This is a genomic window from Chitinophaga dinghuensis (assembly GCF_003259435.1).
GTDB lineage: Bacteria > Bacteroidota > Bacteroidia > Chitinophagales > Chitinophagaceae > Chitinophaga > Chitinophaga dinghuensis.
Map to the genome: position 1 here is coordinate 5313 of NZ_QLMA01000009.1, position 18800 is coordinate 24112.

The window sequence follows — 18800 nt, forward strand, 5'->3', positions numbered from 1 at the left end:
AGCCGCCGATATCAATATCGATAGCGTACAGAATGTATGTCTGGGAGACACGGTTCGTCTGGTACCAACAAGTACCACCATCACTAACCCAGTGTTCCTCTGGTACGCAGACCAGCAGAAAACAACGCCAATCACTAATGGCGTGAACCCTGCAACCGGTGTGCTGACCCTTACAAACCTGAGCACAGGAACTTATACTTACTATGTAAGCGTAAGCAGCAATGGTAACTGCGCGAACCTTGCAGGAGATCTGAAACAGGTAACCGTAAATGTTGGCAGAAAAGCAACAGCAGCCGACATACAGGTAACTGGTAACACGACTACTTGTGCGAATACTACAGTAACACTCACTGCTAGCAGCACTACTGTTACTAATCCAGTGTTCAGATGGTATCGTGATGCTGCCCTGACTCAGTTCATCAGAAGCACCAGCACATTCGTTACAGATACGCTGACAACCACCACTACCTACTACGTAACAGTACAAGGTGTGAATGCATGTGAAAATGCACCGGGTGCAGCCCAGTCTGTAACAGTAACAGTGACTAGCGCACTCCCTGCTCCAACAGTATCAGGTGCTGCCATCTGTGCCGGTCAGACGGCCTTAGTGCAGGTGACTAATCCAGATGCAACGGTGACTTATACATGGTATAATAACCAGACAAGAAGCGTGCTCCTTGCAACAGCTGATTCCTTCAGAACAGGTCCGCTCACAGCAGATACTACCCTGTATGTACAAGCAAGCAAAGCGGGTTGCATATCACAACTGGTACCGGCAGTGATTACGGTGAATAGTGTGGCAAGTCCAGTTGTAGACGCTAATCAGCCAGTATGCGCAGGTAGCTCAGGAACGCTTGTAATCAAAGCTCCAGTAAATGGCGTGGTTTACAGATGGTATAATGTACCAACTGGTGGTACTGCGCTGAATACAGATGCAGGCACTAGCTTCATCACCGGACCACTGAATACATCTACTATCTTCTATGTAGAGGCAACAGGTACTTCCGGATGTACAGGCGCTTCAGGCCGTGTACCAGTAACAGCAGTGATCACTCCTGCTCCGGGTGCACCAACCCTGGTAACGAATAACCAGACGATCTGTGCAGGCGGCAGCGTGACCTTCACCATCGCTAATCCAGATCCATCCGTGACTTACCACTGGTTTACTGCAGCGGTGAATGGTACAGAGCTGACTCCAACCACACCGACTACATTGACAGTCAATAATGTGATAGCAACCACTACTTACTATGTAAGTGCAGTGAATGCGGCAGGTTGTAGCAACGCAGGTGGCAGAACAACTGCTACAGTGAATGTAAACCCTGCACCAACTGCACCAGTAGTGACTATACCAAATCAAGTGGTATGTCTGAACAACAGCGCTACATTCCAGGTAAGCAATCCGGATCCTGCACTGACCTACGTATGGTATGGTGCAACCAATAACGATAGCCTGACAACAGGTACATCGTTCACCACTCCGGTGCTGACAGCTAACATGAACTACTATGTGGTGGCTAAGAACAACACCGGTTGCTCTAGTCAGTCAAATACAGCAGTCACTGTTACTGTAACCAATAGTATCGCTACTCCGACAGTCGGCGCAAACCAAACGCTCTGTCTGGGTCAGACACTAACACTCAATGTGATAAATCCGGTAGCAGGTATTGTTTATCACTGGTACACAACAGCAACAGGCGGTACGCCAGTAGCAACCGGTGCAACAGTAACCTTCAATGGCGTCATCGCAAACACTGCTTACTATGTAGATGCAAGTGCTACTGCTGGTAACTGTACAAGTTCCACTAGAGCAATGATATCTGTAACAGTAAATAGTATTCCGGCAGCGCCTGCGGCAGCAAATCCAGGAGTGACCACATGTCTGAATACCACTGCAACGCTGGCAGTACTGAATGCTGATCCTACATTGACTTATAACTGGTACACCGTACAATCAGGCGGTACCCCAGTAGCAACAGGCGCAAGCGTGAACGTCGGACCAATCACTACTAATACGAACTACTATGTGGAAGATGTGAATGCAAGCGGTTGTCCAAGTGCTCAACGTACACTGGTAACAGTTACAGCCAGCACAGCGCCAGCAGCGCCACAAGTATCCGGAAATGGTCAGAGTCAATGTCCAGGATCGTCTTACATCCTGACCGCAACATCCACAACGCCAGGTGCATCCTTCGCATGGTACACTACGGCAACAGGTGGTACGCCGATCAGTCAGACATCCATATTCACAACTCCGGCCATCAGCCAGAATACTACCTACTATGTAGAAGCATCTATCAACGGCGGATGTGTAAGCGCAACCAGAACAGCAGTTCCAATTACAGTACTGGCGCCTCTGCCTGCACCAGTAGTAACTGTAACCAATAAAACTGCTACCAGCATTACGTTTACATGGACCGCTATACCAGGTGCAACAGGTTATGTAGTATCTGTGGGCGACTCTACCCACTTCGTAGCTCCAAGCACAGGTGCAACTGGTACCTCTCACACAGTTACCAACCTGCAACCAAATCAGAATGTAACCATCTATGTAAGAGCAATCGGAGTAGGTACCTGTCAGAACAGTCCGATCACGGCCGTGACAGACAAGACCACGAATCCAAATGGTAACAACTGTTATGTACCGAACCTCTTCAGTCCAAACGGTGATGGTATCAATGATATCGAGTATGTATACGGTACCGCTATCGCACAGCTCGAATTCAGAATCTACAATCATTGGGGACAACTGGTATTCGAATCCAAAGACCAACGTCAAGGATGGGATGGTACCATGAACGGAGTGAAACAACCAGTAGGTGTGTATGTGTACATACTGAAAGCTACCATGCAGGATGGCACAGTAGTTACGAAGAAAGGTAACGTAACGCTGATGAGATAACAGCAATTCGGATAACCCGGAATATATAACAATCGCCGGGATACTGACAAACACAGTATCCCGGCCATCTTGAACAATAAAAAATGTTCCTATGAAGAGGATTTTTATAGTTGCAATACTTTTATGGAGCAGTTTGTTGCCCCGTTTATCTGTTGCACAGGTAGACCCGCATTTCTCTCAATACTATGCTTACCCATTGTGGTTAAACCCTGCGCTGACAGGTATCCTTGACGGCGATTATCGCATCAATGCAGATTATCGTAATCAATGGGCGAACTATGGGAAACCGTTTTCTACAGCGGGCGTATCCATCGATGCTGCAACGGACAAAAATATTGGGATAGGCGCCAATGTGCTGAATATGTCTGCCGGCGATGCCGGATATAATTATCTCAATGCAATGGCCAGCGTATCCTATAGCGGCGTGAAATTCGGTAAAACGAAAACCAGTCAGCTGGTATTCGGTATCCAGGCCGGATTGCTGAACAGAAGAGTAGATCCCGCTAAGTTCCAGACAGGTAGCCAGTTTAATCCAACAATCGGATTCGATCCAAGCATCGCAAATGGTGAGAACGTTACCAAAACATCTGCTTCCGCTTTTGATGCCAACGCAGGTGTGGTTTTCTTCGATGGTAACCCTAATCACAAATTCAATCCTTTCGTTGGTTTTTCTGCCGCTCACCTGACTCAACCTAAAGATCCATTCTCCGCAGACGGTATGGAAAAAACATTACCTGTCAGATGGTTATTCCATGGCGGTACCAAAATTACCCTGAACGAACAAATCAGTCTAACCCCTACAGGGTTGTATATGCACCAGGGAAATGCAGAAGAAACAGTACTCGGTATATATGCCCAAATGGCGGTAAATCCAGAATTCGACTTTCTCATTGGAGGAAACTACCGGTTCGCAGATGCAGCTATACCCTTTGTAGGTTTTCACTTTAAAAACTTTGTGCTGGGCCTCAGCTATGATGCAAGTACCTCTAGTATGAGAAGACTCGTAAATGGTAGCCAGAGCTTTGAGGTGTCACTTTCTTTCATCAGCAGAAAGAGAAGACTGCTGAACCAGGATTACTTTATCTGTCCAAGATTATAATCTGTTGAAAGGATGAGAGAGCGGAAAAAATATACAGAACAAAGAAATGGAACCCTCATGAAAAAATTTACACTCTGCTGTTTGCTTGTATTGACAGGTCTGTTCTATTCTGCGCAGGCACAATATGTTTATGACTACAAACATACTGCCGATGTATACTATAATGCAAAAGACTACTACTCTGCTGCACAGTATTACAACAAAGCGCTCGGAACATTCAAGATTAAGTCAGAACAAGTATTACCCTATGCTGTTGCCGGCGCCGCTCCCCCAACGGGAAAACTGAAAGATTATCAACAAGTGGTCGCACGACTCGCAGAGTCGTACCGACTATACAATGATTACGGCAATGCTGAAACCTGGTATGCCCAATTAGTAGGGTTTAATAATCCCCAGTACCCACAGGCGAGATTCTGGTATGGCGTGTGTTTGCGCGCTAATGGTAAATACGCAGAAGCCCTGGAACAATTCAATAAATTCAAACAATCCTACACCGCTTCAGATGAGATTTCTACCCGCGTAAACCTCGAAATACAAACTTGCGAATTCGCTTTAGAAGAAGAAAAGAAACAACCTAAATACACGATCGTAAAACTCTCCGGAAATGTAAATGAAGGCGGCGCCAATTACGCCCCTGTTATGATGGACCCAGGTACATTGATGTTTACTTCTTCCCGTCCGGAAACGCCGCCATTACCGGCAAATGCCAGTACGCCAGAGAAAAAGAAACAAGAAAGAAAAGGAACGCCATATGTAAATACCCTGTATACAGCTACCGGCTCAGGGAATGATTTCGCTAACTCGCAGAAGTTGCCTATTACCAATCCTCCAAAAGGCTATGATCAAGGCGTGTCAACCGTCTCCCCAGATGGTAAAACAATGTTTCTCACCCGCTGGACGGTTAAGAACGGCCTTAAACAAGCATCTATTTGTATCAGTACCAAACAAAACAATAACTGGTCTGATCCCCAACCGTTAGGCTCCAATGTAAATGTGGATGGCTATAATTCAATGCAGCCTTATATTACAGCAGATGGGAAATACCTCCTCTTCACATCTAACCGCCCAGGCGGTATGGGTAAGAACGATATTTGGTATTGTCTGATGTCAAACGGAACTCCTGGAAGCGCCAGAAATATGGGCACCACCATCAATACCAAAGATGAAGAACAAGCTCCCTTCTATGATCAGGAGAAAAATGTACTGATCTTTAGTTCCGATGGACGTGTAGGATATGGAGGACTGGATTTCTTCCAAAGTGAAGGTGATTTCGGTAGCTGGTCGGCTCCGAAAAATATGGGGAAACCACTGAACTCAGCAAAGGATGATATCTACTATACAGCAGCTGATAATACGCATCCATTTGCATCCGGGTTTATCAGTTCAGACAGAGAATCTGTTTGCTGCCTGGAAATTTTTGCAGTAAAACGTATCCGCAAAATAGTAACCGGTTTAATCACAGATTGCGATACACATCAGCCATTAGCCGGCGCTACTGTTACATTATTAGATACCGTGCGTCAGAAACAGATCGATAAAGTAACGTTGGATGCAACTGGTAAATATACATTTGAAGTGGATCCAAACAGATCCTATAAGTTGATTGCAGAAAAAGATAATTACTTCACTAAATCATTACACTTCAAAGCGGATGGATTAGATAATGCAGATGAAATGCAGAATCCAACACTATGCCTGCAACATTATGAAGTAGAGAAACCAATTATTCTTAACAATATATATTACGACTTCAACAAAGCTACCTTAAGACCAGAATCAAAAGTGGTACTGGATACAGTGGTAGATATGTTGAACGAAAATCCGAAACTCACCATAGAAATGAGTGCGCATACGGACAGTATCGGATCTGATAAATACAATATGAAATTGTCTCAGGCGCGTGCGCAATCCTGTGTGGATTACCTGATCAGTAAAGGGATTTCTCCATCAAGACTGATCGCGAAAGGTTATGGCAAATCAAGACCAATTGCACCGAACTCACTGCCTAATCATAAGGATAATCCGGAAGGCCGTCAGATGAACAGACGAACAGAATTTAAAGTGTTGAAAAGACAAGTGAATGTGACTGCTACCTCTTATCAACAGGAGTGATAAAAAATGATTATACCCCATCCATATCCATGAACAACAACAGACCAGTGAATAGCCCACGCAATTGCGTGGGCTATTTTTTTGATTCATCACACTTTTAACGTTCTATCACCCTGTGAGGTAAATAGTTCATCACTGTTTAAATTAACCAGATATTAAAAAGCTAATTACTTTTTGCCTACAGTACCAATAGCCAGGGTATCTTTCTTATCGCCAGACAATACTTTCAGGTGAGCAGCATATTTCAGTACATCAGCATAACGGAAAGCAGTGTCTTTCTGACCAGCAGGAGTATTCACCTTAATGGTTTTTACGTTCTGGAAGATAGCAACACTCATTGCAGCGCCAGTACCTTTGATGTTGTCGCCGCTGATAGCTGCCAGGGTATCAGTACCTGGTTGAGCAGGAGTACCGCCAATCACGTAGATATACTGTTTTGCGTCTTTGGTAGACTTGTTCAGTTTGATGCTCAGGTTGATAGAGCTATCTTTGTTTTCAGTCAAAGTAACAGTTGCATTTGTTGCTGCAGCATCAGCGCCAACACCTTTCAATGCATATGATTCAGTACGTGGAGCAGGTCCGTCGTTTTTGTCGTCTTTTTTACAAGCAGTGAAAGTTACAGCCATAGCAGTAGCCATCATAACTCCCGCTGTGAGAGCATGTTTCTTTGAAATTGACATAATTTCAGGTTTAATTGAAGATTGTTAGAATGAATTTTCGGTTATGATATTATTGCAATAGGTTTTCAGCGCTTACTGATCTGTTAAACGGAGATGAAAATTAAAAGTTACACAGCTGTTGTAAAATTATTTTGAAAAAGAAATTTACGTAACGCTGTAATGCTTTACTGTACTGTGTTATATCGGATTTAATTTTTGTTAAAATTATCTTACTGACAAGATGGAAATAATAGGTTAGTTGTCCAGATAAAAAATATTTTAAACGTACTGTAACTTTTGAGGGGACTTGTACTTTTTATTATTTGCTGATTTTTGTGATGATTGATTATGTTTTCGTATAGTCGTTAACGATATACCGCTAATTTTATTCCAGATAATTTTTAGGGAGACGACATTTTTTCCGGGCCGGATACCCCCTCGGGGGTAAAAATCGGCCTGAAATAATAACTGGGGCCGTTTTATAGAGATATATTACCTTTGCCGGGTTTTGTATTTTACTTTTATCTAATTAAACCAGTAACTAAAAATAGTATGTCTCTCACAGTAGTAGGTACTATGGCGTTCGACGAGATCGAAACACCATTTGGGAAATCAGGAAAAATCATCGGTGGTTCCGCCACTTTTATCGCTTGGGCTGCTTCTAACTTCGTAAGTCCTATCAACCAGGTATCCGTTATCGGCGGGGACTTCCCTCAGTCCGAAATCGATGCCCTGAAAGCTAAAGGCGTTGCCATGGACGGTGTTCAGGTAAAGAAAGATGAAAAAACTTTCTACTGGTCCGGTAAGTACCATATGGATATGAATACCCGCGACAGCCTGGTTACTGATCTGAATGTACTGGCTGATTTTCAACCAGTTATTCCAGAAAACTACCAAGGTAGTGAGTTCCTGATTCTCGGTAACCTCACTCCGCAGGTACAGATGAGCGTACTGGATCAAATGAAGGAAAGACCTAAGTTGATCGTGATGGATACCATGAACTTCTGGATGGAAGTAGCCATGGATGATCTGCTGAAAGTACTGAAGAAAGTAGACGTTCTGATGGTGAACGACGGTGAAGCACGTCAGCTGAGTGGTGAATACTCTCTGGTGAAAGCTGCCCGTAAAATCCTGACCATGGGTCCTCGCTTCCTGATTATCAAGAAAGGTGAGCACGGCGCCCTCCTGTTCCACGAAAATCATGTATTCTTCGCTCCTGCTATGCCGCTGGACGACGTTTACGACCCAACCGGCGCTGGTGATACCTTCGCAGGCGGATTTATCGGCTATCTCGCTAAAACAAAAGATATCTCTTTTGAAAATATGAAAACAGCCATCATCGTAGGTTCTGCAATGGCTTCTTTCTGCGTAGAGAAATTTGGTACTGAACGTATCAGAGCCGTTTCCAAAGACGAAATTCACGCTCGTATCAACCAGTTCGTACAACTGGTGAACTTCGATATCGACCTGGTATAGTCCATAAGTCGAATCAGATACAGTTTCAATAAAAATAAAGCCCGTCTCTGTTATATAGAGACGGGCTTTGTTTTATAAGTAATATCTCAATTATTTGAAGATGCTGTTCAGGACAGATGCCAGACGCAGACCACCTTTCAGCAGCTGTGTATTCAGATCCTCGATGAACACATAATTATAACGATAGCTCAGTTTGGAATCCGGCTTAGTATAACCATATACCTTATCCGCCATCATATGTGACTCATACATCCAGTCTGCAATACTACCCGTCTGGTAAGATTTTACTTGTGCAGCAGTCGCAATATCCAGTGCTTTGGTGTATTCTGTGTAGCTAAGTTGTTGGAAATCAATTAGCTGCTCATCCCATACGCGGTGAAGGTTAGAAGGAGTGTTGAACCAGGTCAGGGTGATCTTGTTTCCACCCTGATCTTCGTCTCTACCTACGTGCAGCGGCTGGTGCATATCTCCCATCATGTGAATGAGGAAGGTTAATGCAAATACTTTTTGCTCTTTAGACAGGGAACGGTTCTTCAGATCCTTGATCATAGCATTGGTCTCTGTATAAAGATTTTCGCCGGTGGCTGCCTTTAAGAGACTGTCAAACTCAGGTCTTTCAATACCTCCAGGAAAATCCAGGTAATGCCATTTGTTGGTATGGTCATACTTGTGGGTGGTATCCGACTTGATGAAATCAGGCCAGTTAGCAACCATAGCCATGCTGGTGCGACCAAGAATGGCTTCTACGGCTTTGCGTGCCTGTGGTGTCAGATGATTATACGCGATCTCGGCAACGATACGGTGCCCATTAGGTCCCCAGGCAAAGCTGGCAACAGGTAAAAGGAAGCCCAGAATAAGGGCAAAAATTAATTTCTTTCTCATACAGTTTAGTCCTCATTAAAGGACAAAAGTAAAGACCTTTTTAACACTTTTGTCAGTACTTCTTTAGTATTTTTACATACTGCTCAATTATAAATTACATTATGCCTTTTAAGATACAAGCTCCCTATGCTCCCGCTGGTGATCAGCCGGAAGCAATCAGACAATTGACGGAAGGTCTTAATACAGGGGAACCATATCAAACCCTACTCGGAGTGACCGGCTCCGGTAAAACATTTACTGTAGCCAACGTTATCCAGCAAGTACAACGACCTACACTGGTGTTGACCCACAACAAAACATTGGTAGCCCAGCTCTATGGCGAATTACGCCAGTTTTTCCCGGATAATGCCGTGGAGTATTTCGTATCCTATTATGATTACTACCAGCCTGAAGCATATATGCCGGTGAGCGATACCTACATAGAAAAGGATCTGGCCATCAATGAAGAATTAGATAAGCTCCGTCTTAAAGCTACATCCAATCTGCTTTCCGGACGTCGGGATATTATTGTGGTGGCTTCCGTTTCCTGTATCTATGGTATGGGTAACCCTACGGACTATGAAAATGGGATTATCCGTATCCACCAGGGACAAACCATGAGTCGCAATGCACTCCTGCATGGCTTGGTGAACTCGCTCTATTCCCGCACTACCGGCGATTTTAACAGAGGTAATTTCCGGGTACAGGGAGACACGGTTGATATTAACCTGCCATACGTCGATTATGGTTACAGAATAACTTTCTTTGGAGATGAAATCGAAGAAATTGAAAGCTTCGATGTGCAGAATGGCAAGAGAATAATGAAGATGGATAATGCAGCCATCTTCCCCGCCAATCTCTATCTTGCTCCGAAAGATATGATGCAGCAGATCATCTATGAAATACAAGATGAACTGAAAGCCCAGGTAGAATATTTTAAAGCCAACGGTAAGCTCATTGAAGCACAACGTTTATCCGAAAGAGTAAACTATGATGTGGAAATGATCCGTGAACTGGGCTACTGTAGCGGTATTGAGAACTATTCCCGGTTCCTCGACAGGCGCTCGCCCGGAGCCAGACCATTCTGCCTCCTGGATTACTTCCCGGATGACTTCCTGCTGGTAATTGATGAAAGTCACGTAACCATTCCGCAAATCGGCGGTATGTATGGGGGCGACAGATCCCGTAAGCTCAACCTGGTAGAATATGGCTTCCGCCTGCCTTCTGCATTAGATAACCGTCCGCTGAACTTCTACGAGTTCGAGAACCTGGTGAATCAGGCCATTTTCGTGAGTGCGACACCCGGCGAATACGAACTGAAGAAAACAGAAGGAGTAGTGGTGGAACAAGTAGTACGCCCTACGGGGCTGCTGGAGCCACCTATTGAAGTAAGACCAAGCGCTAACCAGGTAGATGACCTCCTCGATGAAATCGATAAGCGCGTGCAAAAAGGCGATCGTGTACTGGTTACTACGTTGACTAAGCGTATGGCCGAGGAAATGGATAAGTACCTCCAACGTATTAATGTTAAATCGAGATACATTCACTCTGAAGTGGATACCCTGGAACGTATTGAGATCCTGCGTGATTTGCGTTTGGGTAATATAGATGTATTGGTGGGTGTGAACCTGCTGAGAGAGGGGCTCGACTTGCCGGAGGTTTCGCTGGTCGCGATTCTGGATGCCGATAAAGAAGGCTTCCTGCGTGATGAGCGCTCGCTGACACAGACTGCTGGCCGTGCGGCGAGAAACGTGGACGGTCTGGTTATCTTCTATGCAGATAAAATGACCGACAGTATGCAGAAAACGATTGACGAAACCGATCGTCGCCGGGAGAAGCAGATGGCATATAATATAGAACACGGTATAACGCCGAAGACAGTGCGGAAATCCAAGGAGCAAATCCTGGGTCAGACATCTGTATTGGAAATCAAGAACTTCGACGAGAATTCGCCGTACGCTGTTCATGATGAAGTAACGCTGGTGGCAGAAGCCGCTATGGAAGTGGCTAAAACCTCTGCTGCTGCGGTGAAAACCATCCCACAAATGGAAAAGGCGATCACAAAAGTGAAGAAAGATATGGAGAAAGCGGCCCGTGACCTGGATTTCATGGAGGCGGCGAGACTCAGAGACCAGATGTTTGCGATGGAAAGAGAATTACAAGAAATGAAGGCATAATTCACTTTTTTGAAGTGCCGATGAAATATTTTTATGATTTCAGTGCCTATATCATATATGTAATTAATTATTATATGATATAGGCATTTTCATTTCGCTTTATATTTTATGTGATATATAATACAGTTATTATTAATAATTTAATATGATGTTTTGATAATTGTAGTAGCAACCATTGATGGAATATTTAAAATTTGTCTACCTCTTTCTTGAGCTGTCATAACATATTGGTTTATAATTTAGTATGATACACATCTCTCTATATTTCTATTCTTAATCTATGCTAAATAATAATTAATATTATAAATAATTATTATTTAATTGAATCTGTCTCAAAATTTAATCTCCTTTTTCAAATTATTCTATATTTAGCGCCATCTATTTGACACTTTGAATTTGAAATCTACTTTTATTTAAGAAATTTAAAATTCAAGTGCTATGACGAAAAACAAATTCCAAGACTACCTGCCTTTTATTTTTCTGGCGGTAGTGGCCATCATCGGAATTTTTATTCCAGCCCTCCCTTCTTATTCAGATGCCGGTAAATATAATGTAGGCGATATTGCCTGGATACTGGTAGCTTCTTCCCTGGTTTTCCTCATGACGCCGGGACTGTCCTTTTTCTATGGTGGAATGGTGAACCGGAAGAATGTTATTTCTACCATGGTACAAAGTTTTATTGCCACCGGATTGATAAGTGTAGTTTGGGTAGTAGTGGGTTTCAGTCTTGCATTCGGAGAATCGCATCGGGGGCTGATTGGTGACCCATCCACTTATTTCATGTTTAATCATGTAGGTAGTGGCGCTCCCTGGAGCCTGGCCCCTACCATTCCATTACTGTTGTTTGCTCTCTTCCAGATGAAGTTTGCCATTATCACACCGGCACTGGTAGTAGGCGCAGTTGCAGGAAGAATCCGTTTTACTTCCTATGTGCTGTTTATGGTGCTGTTTAGTCTACTCGTATATGCGCCTATTGCACACTGGACATGGCATCCTAATGGTATCCTCTTTAACCTTGGGGTACTGGACTTCGCTGGTGGTACTGTTGTACACATCTCTGCGGGTTGTGCTGCTCTCGCAGGTGCTATTGTTCTTAAACGCAGAAAAGATCATATTGATAATAAAGAACTACAACCTGCTAATATCCCATTTGTACTGCTGGGTACCGGTCTTCTCTGGTTCGGATGGTTTGGCTTCAATGCGGGTTCTGCTCTCGGCGCTAACCAGCTGGCAGCAACCGCCTTTGCTACTACCAATACCGCTACTGCTGCAGCAGGACTCTCCTGGGTTTTCTTTGATGTAGTTCGTGGCCGCAAACCCTCTGCCCTCGGCTTCTGCATCGGTGCAGTAGTAGGACTCGTAGCCATTACGCCTGCTGCCGGTTACGTAGCCATTCCGCAAAGTATTTTCATCGGATTTTCCGCATCCATTGTTTCTAATATGATGGTACACTGGAAATCTAAAACCAGTATTGACGATACCCTGGATGTATTCCCTTGCCATGGCGTAGGTGGTATGGTAGGTATGTTACTGACAGGCATATTCGCTACCAAAAACATCAACAGTGGCGGTAATGATGGATGGCTGTATGGCAACTTCGAACTGTTTAAAAATCAAGTGCTGGGATTATTACTGGTAGTGGCTTACAGCTTCACCGTATCTTATGGCATCTTTAAACTGATCAACCTGATTCATCCACTCCGCGTAAGCGATGATGAAGAATCACTCGGTCTGGATACTACTCAGCACAATGAAAGCTATCATCCTGCTTTGATGACAGTAGATGATGCCGGCTCGTTGAAAGAAAACGAATTGGTTCATCATTGAAAAGTGACCAGCTTCATAGCAAACGATATTAAATTCCTGGAACCCGATCTTTATCAATTTTATTAGAACGTATTCGTATATGCGATAACGTTAGAAGAATCTGGAATGGATAGTTAACGCAGTAAGCCGCCAAGGTGGGACTGCCATGGACAAGCTTGGTTAACTATCCGTTCCTTCTATGCACGCTTACTTACCTGTATGACTACTTAGCAGATCGAACCCTTGCATTAAAGTACGCACGCATCCCCAAAACAACGCAGAAAAGGCAGCATTTCATCTTACCATTTTATCAACCAAATCATAAGTAAATGAAACGAATGCTATTCACCTTATTCGCGACAGGCAACTTATTGTCTGCTTTTGCTCAAACGGCCACTGATACTACTACTGCGCCGGCATTTAAGCTATCCGGTTCTGCAGATGTTTATTACAAATACAACCTGAATGGTAATAATACTGATAATAAAACCAGCTTTACCAATTCACATAATTCCTTTGAACTGGGAATGGTTTCACTGAAAGTGGAACATGGGTTTAAAAAAGGAAGTATCGTCGCTGATCTGGGATTCGGTAAACGCGCGGGAGAATTTTCTTACAATGATGTTCCCGGTTCCACGAATGGTTTGGCGATGGCCATCAAACAACTGTTCGTCTCCTATCAGCTAACCGATAAAATCAAACTGACGATGGGTAGTTATGCTACTCACGTAGGTTATGAGCTTGTAGATGCCTATCTGAATCGTAACTACAGTATGAGTTATATGTTTAGTTACGGCCCATTTTTCCATACTGGCGTAAAAGCAGATGTGGCATTGTCTTCTTCACTGAGCGCAATGGTGGGCGTTTTCAACCCTACAGATCTGAAATCTGTTTCGCTCAATGGACACAAATATATAGGTGCACAACTGGGCTTTGCACCTGAATCCGTTCCGTTGAAATTATATCTGAATTATCTGGAAGGAAAGGACACCAGTAGTATTCAGAATCATCAGATAGATGTAGTCGCTACTTATCAGTTCACGAAAAAATTTGGAGTAGGATATAATGGCACCTACAGCACTTACCTGAATGCTAAGCTGAAAGGGGAAACAGACGCAAATGCCAAATGGTGGGGATCTGCGCTATATGTTAATGCGGATTTTACAGATAAATTCGGACTCACATTACGCGGAGAATATTTCAGTGATAAAGATGGCGTAAAAGTATTTACCCGTCCTGGTGGTAATGTAGTGGCCGGAACATTATCATTCAATTATAAGTCAGGTAACCTAACTATTATTCCAGAATTCAGATTGGATAAATCTTCGGTGGATTTATTCAGTAAACAAGATGGTTCAGCTACGACTACTACTGCAAATGTTTTGTTGGCGGCTGTTTATCATTTTTAACACCTGCAATCTTTTTAGAATATACTCCCTACAGGCGTTTCGGCGCTTGTAGGGCTTTTGTTTATTTAACGCTGATACGCATCTTCTTAACAATTATTATCTTGCTAAAAATTAATACTAAACATGTTACAGTCCTCCACGTTGAAGTTCCTACGATCGCTCAAACAACAGAACAACAAGCCTTGGTTCGATGAGCACCGGGAGGAATATCTCGCAGCAAAGACCGATTTCGAAACGATGGTCCAGCAGATTATTGATGGATTACAGAAACAGGACCCATCTATGAACGGACTACAGGTTAAAGATTGCGTATTCAGGATTTATAAGGATGTACGTTTCTCAAAGGAAAAGACACCCTACAAAACGAATATGGCTGCCTCCTTTCAGGCAGGCGGAAAGAAGTCGCCCCTGGCCGGCTACTACTTTCACCTGGAACCTGGAGGACATAGTATGTCTGGCGGCGGCCTTTGGATGCCCGCTGCACCTGAATTAAAAAAAGTACGTCAGGAAATAGATTATAATTTCGAAGAATTCGAAAGTATAATCTCCAATAAGGAATTCATCAAGCATTTCGGGAAAATAGAAGGGGAATCCCTCAAGACAGCACCCCAGGGCTACCAACCAGATAATCCTGCCATAGCTTATCTGAAGCTTAAAAGTCTGGTGGTATCACATGCGGTGTCGGATGAGGCGGTTGTTCAACCTGCTATGGTTCGAGATATTTTAAAATCTTTCTCCCTGATGCAGCCATTGCTGCAATTTATTAATCGGGCAATGGATTAGTTCCTGGCCGGTATACCGACTTTTAGGCTTTTCACTGTTCATTGTTGCTTAAAAGTCGGTACACCGGTAAGATGTTAGTTTTTATGAATCAGAAATTCAAAAGGACGCGCCTTTCTGTTCTTCAAAAGGTTTTCCTTATCAGAACGCGTATGCGCAAATTTCTGATTATAAACATTTGCCACTTCGATAATTGGAATAATGCCATCCAATGTATCCTGCTGATCAACAATATTCATGATCCGGGATACTTGGGAGGAGAAATTGGTACTCCACTCTTCGGTAAACTTGTGCATCAACAAAAGCTCGCGATTGGTGTTGGTTTTCATAGGACTTAAGGGTGTTTTTCTGTTAGACAATAGCGAAAAAACATCACACTCTCTCTAAAATCGGACAACTCAAAATCAGTTTAGCTGGCATAGGATTATTAATACCAAAATTCAATTTTATCCAGCAGAAATCAATACTACTTCCGTGTAATTTTTAAGTGGTATGTGTTATGCTTCTGTAAAATGAATAAAAAAAGCAAGCGTTAAGACGCTTGCTTTTAATGATTTACAGATGATATTTCGTATATCCGTATACGGTGTTCTGATACATGACATTATAAATTAATGTCAGGGTATCGAACCTATTCATATTATAACCAGTTTTTTGCCATCAGGTATTCTGCGATCTGGACAGCGTTGGTGGCAGCGCCTTTGCGTAGGTTATCCGCTACTATCCACATGTTTACCGTTTTAGGCTGGGTTTCATCGCGGCGGATACGACCTACAAATACCTCGTCTTTATCGTGGGCATCTTTCGGCATTGGGTACTCTGCTTTCGCAGGATTATCCACTACAATTACGCCAGGCGTTTTTTCCAAGAGGGAACGAACGTCGCTCAATTCGTATTCCTTATCAAATTCGATGTTTACCGCTTCACTATGACCACCCATTACCGGAATTCGTACAGTGGTTGCCGTTACCAGGATATGGTCATCGCCCATAATCTTCTTGGTCTCGTTTATCATCTTCATTTCCTCTTTCGTATAGCCGTTATCGAGAAAAACGTCGATTTGAGGAATAACGTTGAGGTCAATTTGATGTGCGTAAGCCATTTCTCCCTGGATACCTTGTCTTTCGTTCATCAGCTGGTTAACCGCTTTCACGCCGGTACCGGTTACTGACTGGTAGGTAGAAACGACTACTCTTTTGATTTTGTATTGTTCATGCAGCGGTTTCAGTACCAGCACCATCTGAATAGTAGAGCAGTTAGGGTTGGCAATGATTTTATCTTCAGGAGTCAGTGCATCGCCGTTTACTTCAGGAACCACCAGCTTTTTGGTAGGGTCCATTCTCCATGCGCTGGAGTTGTCAATAACAGTGATACCTGCGGCTGCAAATTTAGGAGCCCATTCCAGGGAAGTGCTGCCACCAGCAGAGAAGATCGCTACGTTTGGCTTCATGGCAATTGCCGTTTCTGCATTAACCACCTTATAGCTCTTGCCCTTAAATGTTACTTCCTTACCTACTGACTTCTCAGAAGCCACTGGAATCAATTCTGTGACAGGAAAATTCCTCTCTGTCAACACCTGTAACATTTTTGAGCCTACCAGTCCGGTAGCTCCTACTACGGCAACTTTCATTTTGTTTTACATTTTAAAATTTAGGAAGTCAAAATTAATATATCATGCTCGCTTTTCATAATATCAGGCATCTTTTATTCTGACGTTAACAGTTACTAAAGGAATTCATGATAATAAGCAGGTAATTTCCTGTCCCGTTAAATATTTTTATCATGTTAACTACCATTGTTTGTTGTGCCATATCACTGGCCATTACCCAACCTGTATCAGACACCATTTTACCTGCCATTTATGACATAGTCATTCATGAGGTAATGGCTAAACCCTCTCCTGTAAAGGGATTACCTGCGGTGGAATACATTGAACTGTATAACCGAAATGCTGCTACCGTATTATTAAAAAATTGCATACTAGCAGTGAATAAGCGAGAAGTAATACTCCCCAATATCGCTCTTCCTCCTGCGGGAATATTACTGCTGTGCAATAGTGCTGCAACAGACAGCTTTGTTGCGCCTTTAATTGCAGGCATTGATAAGTGGCCTCCCATACCAGATGATACGGGTCTGATTGCATTATATAGCAGCAATAGAAAAGTGCTGCATGCGGTGAATTATAATAAATCCTGGTATGGCCGTGCAGACCGAGCTAATGGCGGATTTAGCCTGGAAATGATAAATGCCGCTATTCCCTGCGCAGGTAAATCCAACTGGTGCGCCAGTACGGCAGTTGCCGGCGGCACGCCGGGAATGGCCAATGCTGCCTCCAGCGACTGGGATGATAAACAGTTGCCAGATCTCTTATATGCTGGTATCGTGGATAAGAATAACCTCTCGCTCACGTTTGCTCAGTCCATCGATAGCAGCCTGGCAGCCGATGTGGGCAACTTCAAATTGATAGATAAGTCTACCGGGATACCCCTTCAGCCGGCAGCTGTGAGGGTAATGCCCCCATTATTGAATACCATTCAGTTGCAATTGGCTCAGCCCCTGGAAAATGGCCATGGTTATACCGTTTTAGTAGCGGGTATCCGCAATTGCCAGGGAAGGGAAAGTATCGTCTACCGTTCGCTGGAAACAGGATGGCCCGAACTACCGGGGATCGGAGGAGTAATGGTTAGTGAGATACTGTTCCATCCAGTCAGCACTTATCCCTCTTTTATAGAAATCGTTAACCGGACGGCCACAATGGTTGATTTAAAATCGCTGCGCCTTCAAAATGTACGGGCTGATGGCCGTCTGGACGCTGCTAAGGCTGTCAGCGCAGAGAGCCGGCTGCTGGCGCCAGGGCATTGTGTCGCCCTAACTACTGACCAACAACGCCTCTGTAGCCGCTACAACTGCCGCGATGCCTCCGCATTCCTGGAAACCACATTACCTACTACTTATGTCGGGGAAGGCAGATTACGGCTACTACGCGCAGATTCCCTCCTGCTGGATGAAGTCATGTATAATGAAAACTGGCATTTCCCCTTATTAACAGACAGCGAAGGGGCTTCACTGGAACGAATTACTTTTGAACACCCTGCTATAGGGCAGGGCGACTGGCAATCAACCGCCGGAACTTATGGATATGCTACGCCGGGATGGCTACCGGAGCAACAAATGGATAGTGACGCCCTGGTTTTTCAAAATTTGACCCCAGTTTTTACGCCGGAAAATATTGCCGGAAATAACCAGGCAAAATGCAGCTATAACCTTGGGAATCAGCAATGGGTAGGAAATGCATGGATATATGATGTAACAGGGAGGCCTATACGCACTTTGGCAAGAAATATGCTTGTGTCTGGTAATGGTTTTTTGACATGGGATGGATATGATGAAAAAAAAGTACTTTTGCCGGCAGGTGTTTATATATTTTTATTCGAAATATTTAACCTCAAAGGTCGTACCCGGCGCTGGAAGCAGGCTGTGGTAATGGCAAGAAACTTGAATTGAACCGGCCTCTGACAA

Annotated in this window: 13 protein-coding genes; 9 read left to right on the top strand and 4 right to left on the bottom strand. The window is 43.8% G+C overall.

All coding sequences use genetic code 11. From position 1 onward, the window contains the following. The 3 genes from CLV59_RS23555 to CLV59_RS23565 form a co-directional block, all read left to right on the top strand. The coding region (locus tag CLV59_RS23555) for an Ig-like domain-containing protein (RefSeq protein ID WP_146616289.1) at positions 1–2902 on the top strand (2902 nt) is incomplete at its 5' end. A gap of 91 nt (positions 2903–2993) precedes the next feature. Continuing rightward, entirely contained in the window at positions 2994–4001 is a 1008-nt protein-coding gene (locus CLV59_RS23560; RefSeq protein WP_111594557.1) for a PorP/SprF family type IX secretion system membrane protein, read from the top strand. 57 nt (positions 4002–4058) lie between these two features. Next, positions 4059–6113: an OmpA family protein gene (locus CLV59_RS23565; protein WP_170137903.1), complete on the top strand. Its 2055-nt coding sequence runs from the start codon at positions 4059–4061 to the stop codon at positions 6111–6113. A gap of 167 nt (positions 6114–6280) precedes the next feature. Here the strand turns inward: CLV59_RS23565 and CLV59_RS23570 are convergent, their stop codons facing one another. Then, positions 6281–6793 carry a hypothetical protein gene (locus CLV59_RS23570; RefSeq protein WP_146616290.1) on the bottom strand — a complete coding sequence of 171 codons (513 nt, stop codon included), beginning with the start codon at positions 6791–6793 and terminating at the stop codon, positions 6281–6283. 531 nt (positions 6794–7324) lie between these two features. Here CLV59_RS23570 and CLV59_RS23575 point away from each other — a divergent pair. Then, positions 7325–8248 carry a PfkB family carbohydrate kinase gene (locus tag CLV59_RS23575; RefSeq protein WP_111594560.1) on the top strand — a complete coding sequence of 308 codons (924 nt, stop codon included), beginning with the start codon at positions 7325–7327 and terminating at the stop codon, positions 8246–8248. A gap of 90 nt (positions 8249–8338) precedes the next feature. On the opposite strand, the gene CLV59_RS23580 is transcribed toward CLV59_RS23575, so the two are convergent. Continuing rightward, positions 8339–9130: a S1/P1 nuclease gene (locus CLV59_RS23580; RefSeq protein ID WP_111594561.1), complete on the bottom strand. Its 792-nt coding sequence runs from the start codon at positions 9128–9130 to the stop codon at positions 8339–8341. Positions 9131–9231: 101 nt separating this feature from the next. On the opposite strand from CLV59_RS23580, the gene uvrB reads away from it, so the two are divergent. From uvrB to CLV59_RS23600, 4 genes are all read left to right on the top strand, one after another. After that, entirely contained in the window at positions 9232–11286 is a 2055-nt protein-coding gene (uvrB, locus tag CLV59_RS23585; protein WP_111594562.1) for an excinuclease ABC subunit UvrB, read from the top strand. Between the two features lie 438 nt (positions 11287–11724). After that, positions 11725–13113: an ammonium transporter gene (locus tag CLV59_RS23590; RefSeq protein WP_111594563.1), complete on the top strand. Its 1389-nt coding sequence runs from the start codon at positions 11725–11727 to the stop codon at positions 13111–13113. A 308-nt stretch (positions 13114–13421) separates the two neighbouring features. Then, a complete protein-coding gene (locus CLV59_RS23595; RefSeq protein ID WP_111594564.1) occupies positions 13422–14501 on the top strand; it encodes a porin in 1080 nt (359 codons plus the stop codon). Positions 14502–14624: 123 nt separating this feature from the next. Continuing rightward, positions 14625–15284, top strand: coding sequence for a DUF2461 domain-containing protein (locus tag CLV59_RS23600; RefSeq protein WP_111594565.1), 660 nt, complete (start codon positions 14625–14627; stop codon positions 15282–15284). Between the two features lie 74 nt (positions 15285–15358). Here CLV59_RS23600 and CLV59_RS23605 read toward each other — a convergent pair whose 3' ends face one another. After that, positions 15359–15610 carry a hypothetical protein gene (locus tag CLV59_RS23605; protein ID WP_111594566.1) on the bottom strand — a complete coding sequence of 84 codons (252 nt, stop codon included), beginning with the start codon at positions 15608–15610 and terminating at the stop codon, positions 15359–15361. Between the two features lie 311 nt (positions 15611–15921). Next, positions 15922–16911 (bottom strand): aspartate-semialdehyde dehydrogenase, encoded by a 990-nt coding sequence (locus CLV59_RS23610; protein ID WP_111594567.1) that lies wholly within the window; start codon positions 16909–16911, stop codon positions 15922–15924. Between the two features lie 152 nt (positions 16912–17063). On the opposite strand from CLV59_RS23610, the gene CLV59_RS23615 reads away from it, so the two are divergent. Then, complete coding sequence (locus CLV59_RS23615; RefSeq protein ID WP_111594568.1) at positions 17064–18785, top strand: lamin tail domain-containing protein; 1722 nt, start codon at positions 17064–17066, stop codon at positions 18783–18785. Positions 18786–18800 lie beyond the last annotated feature (15 nt).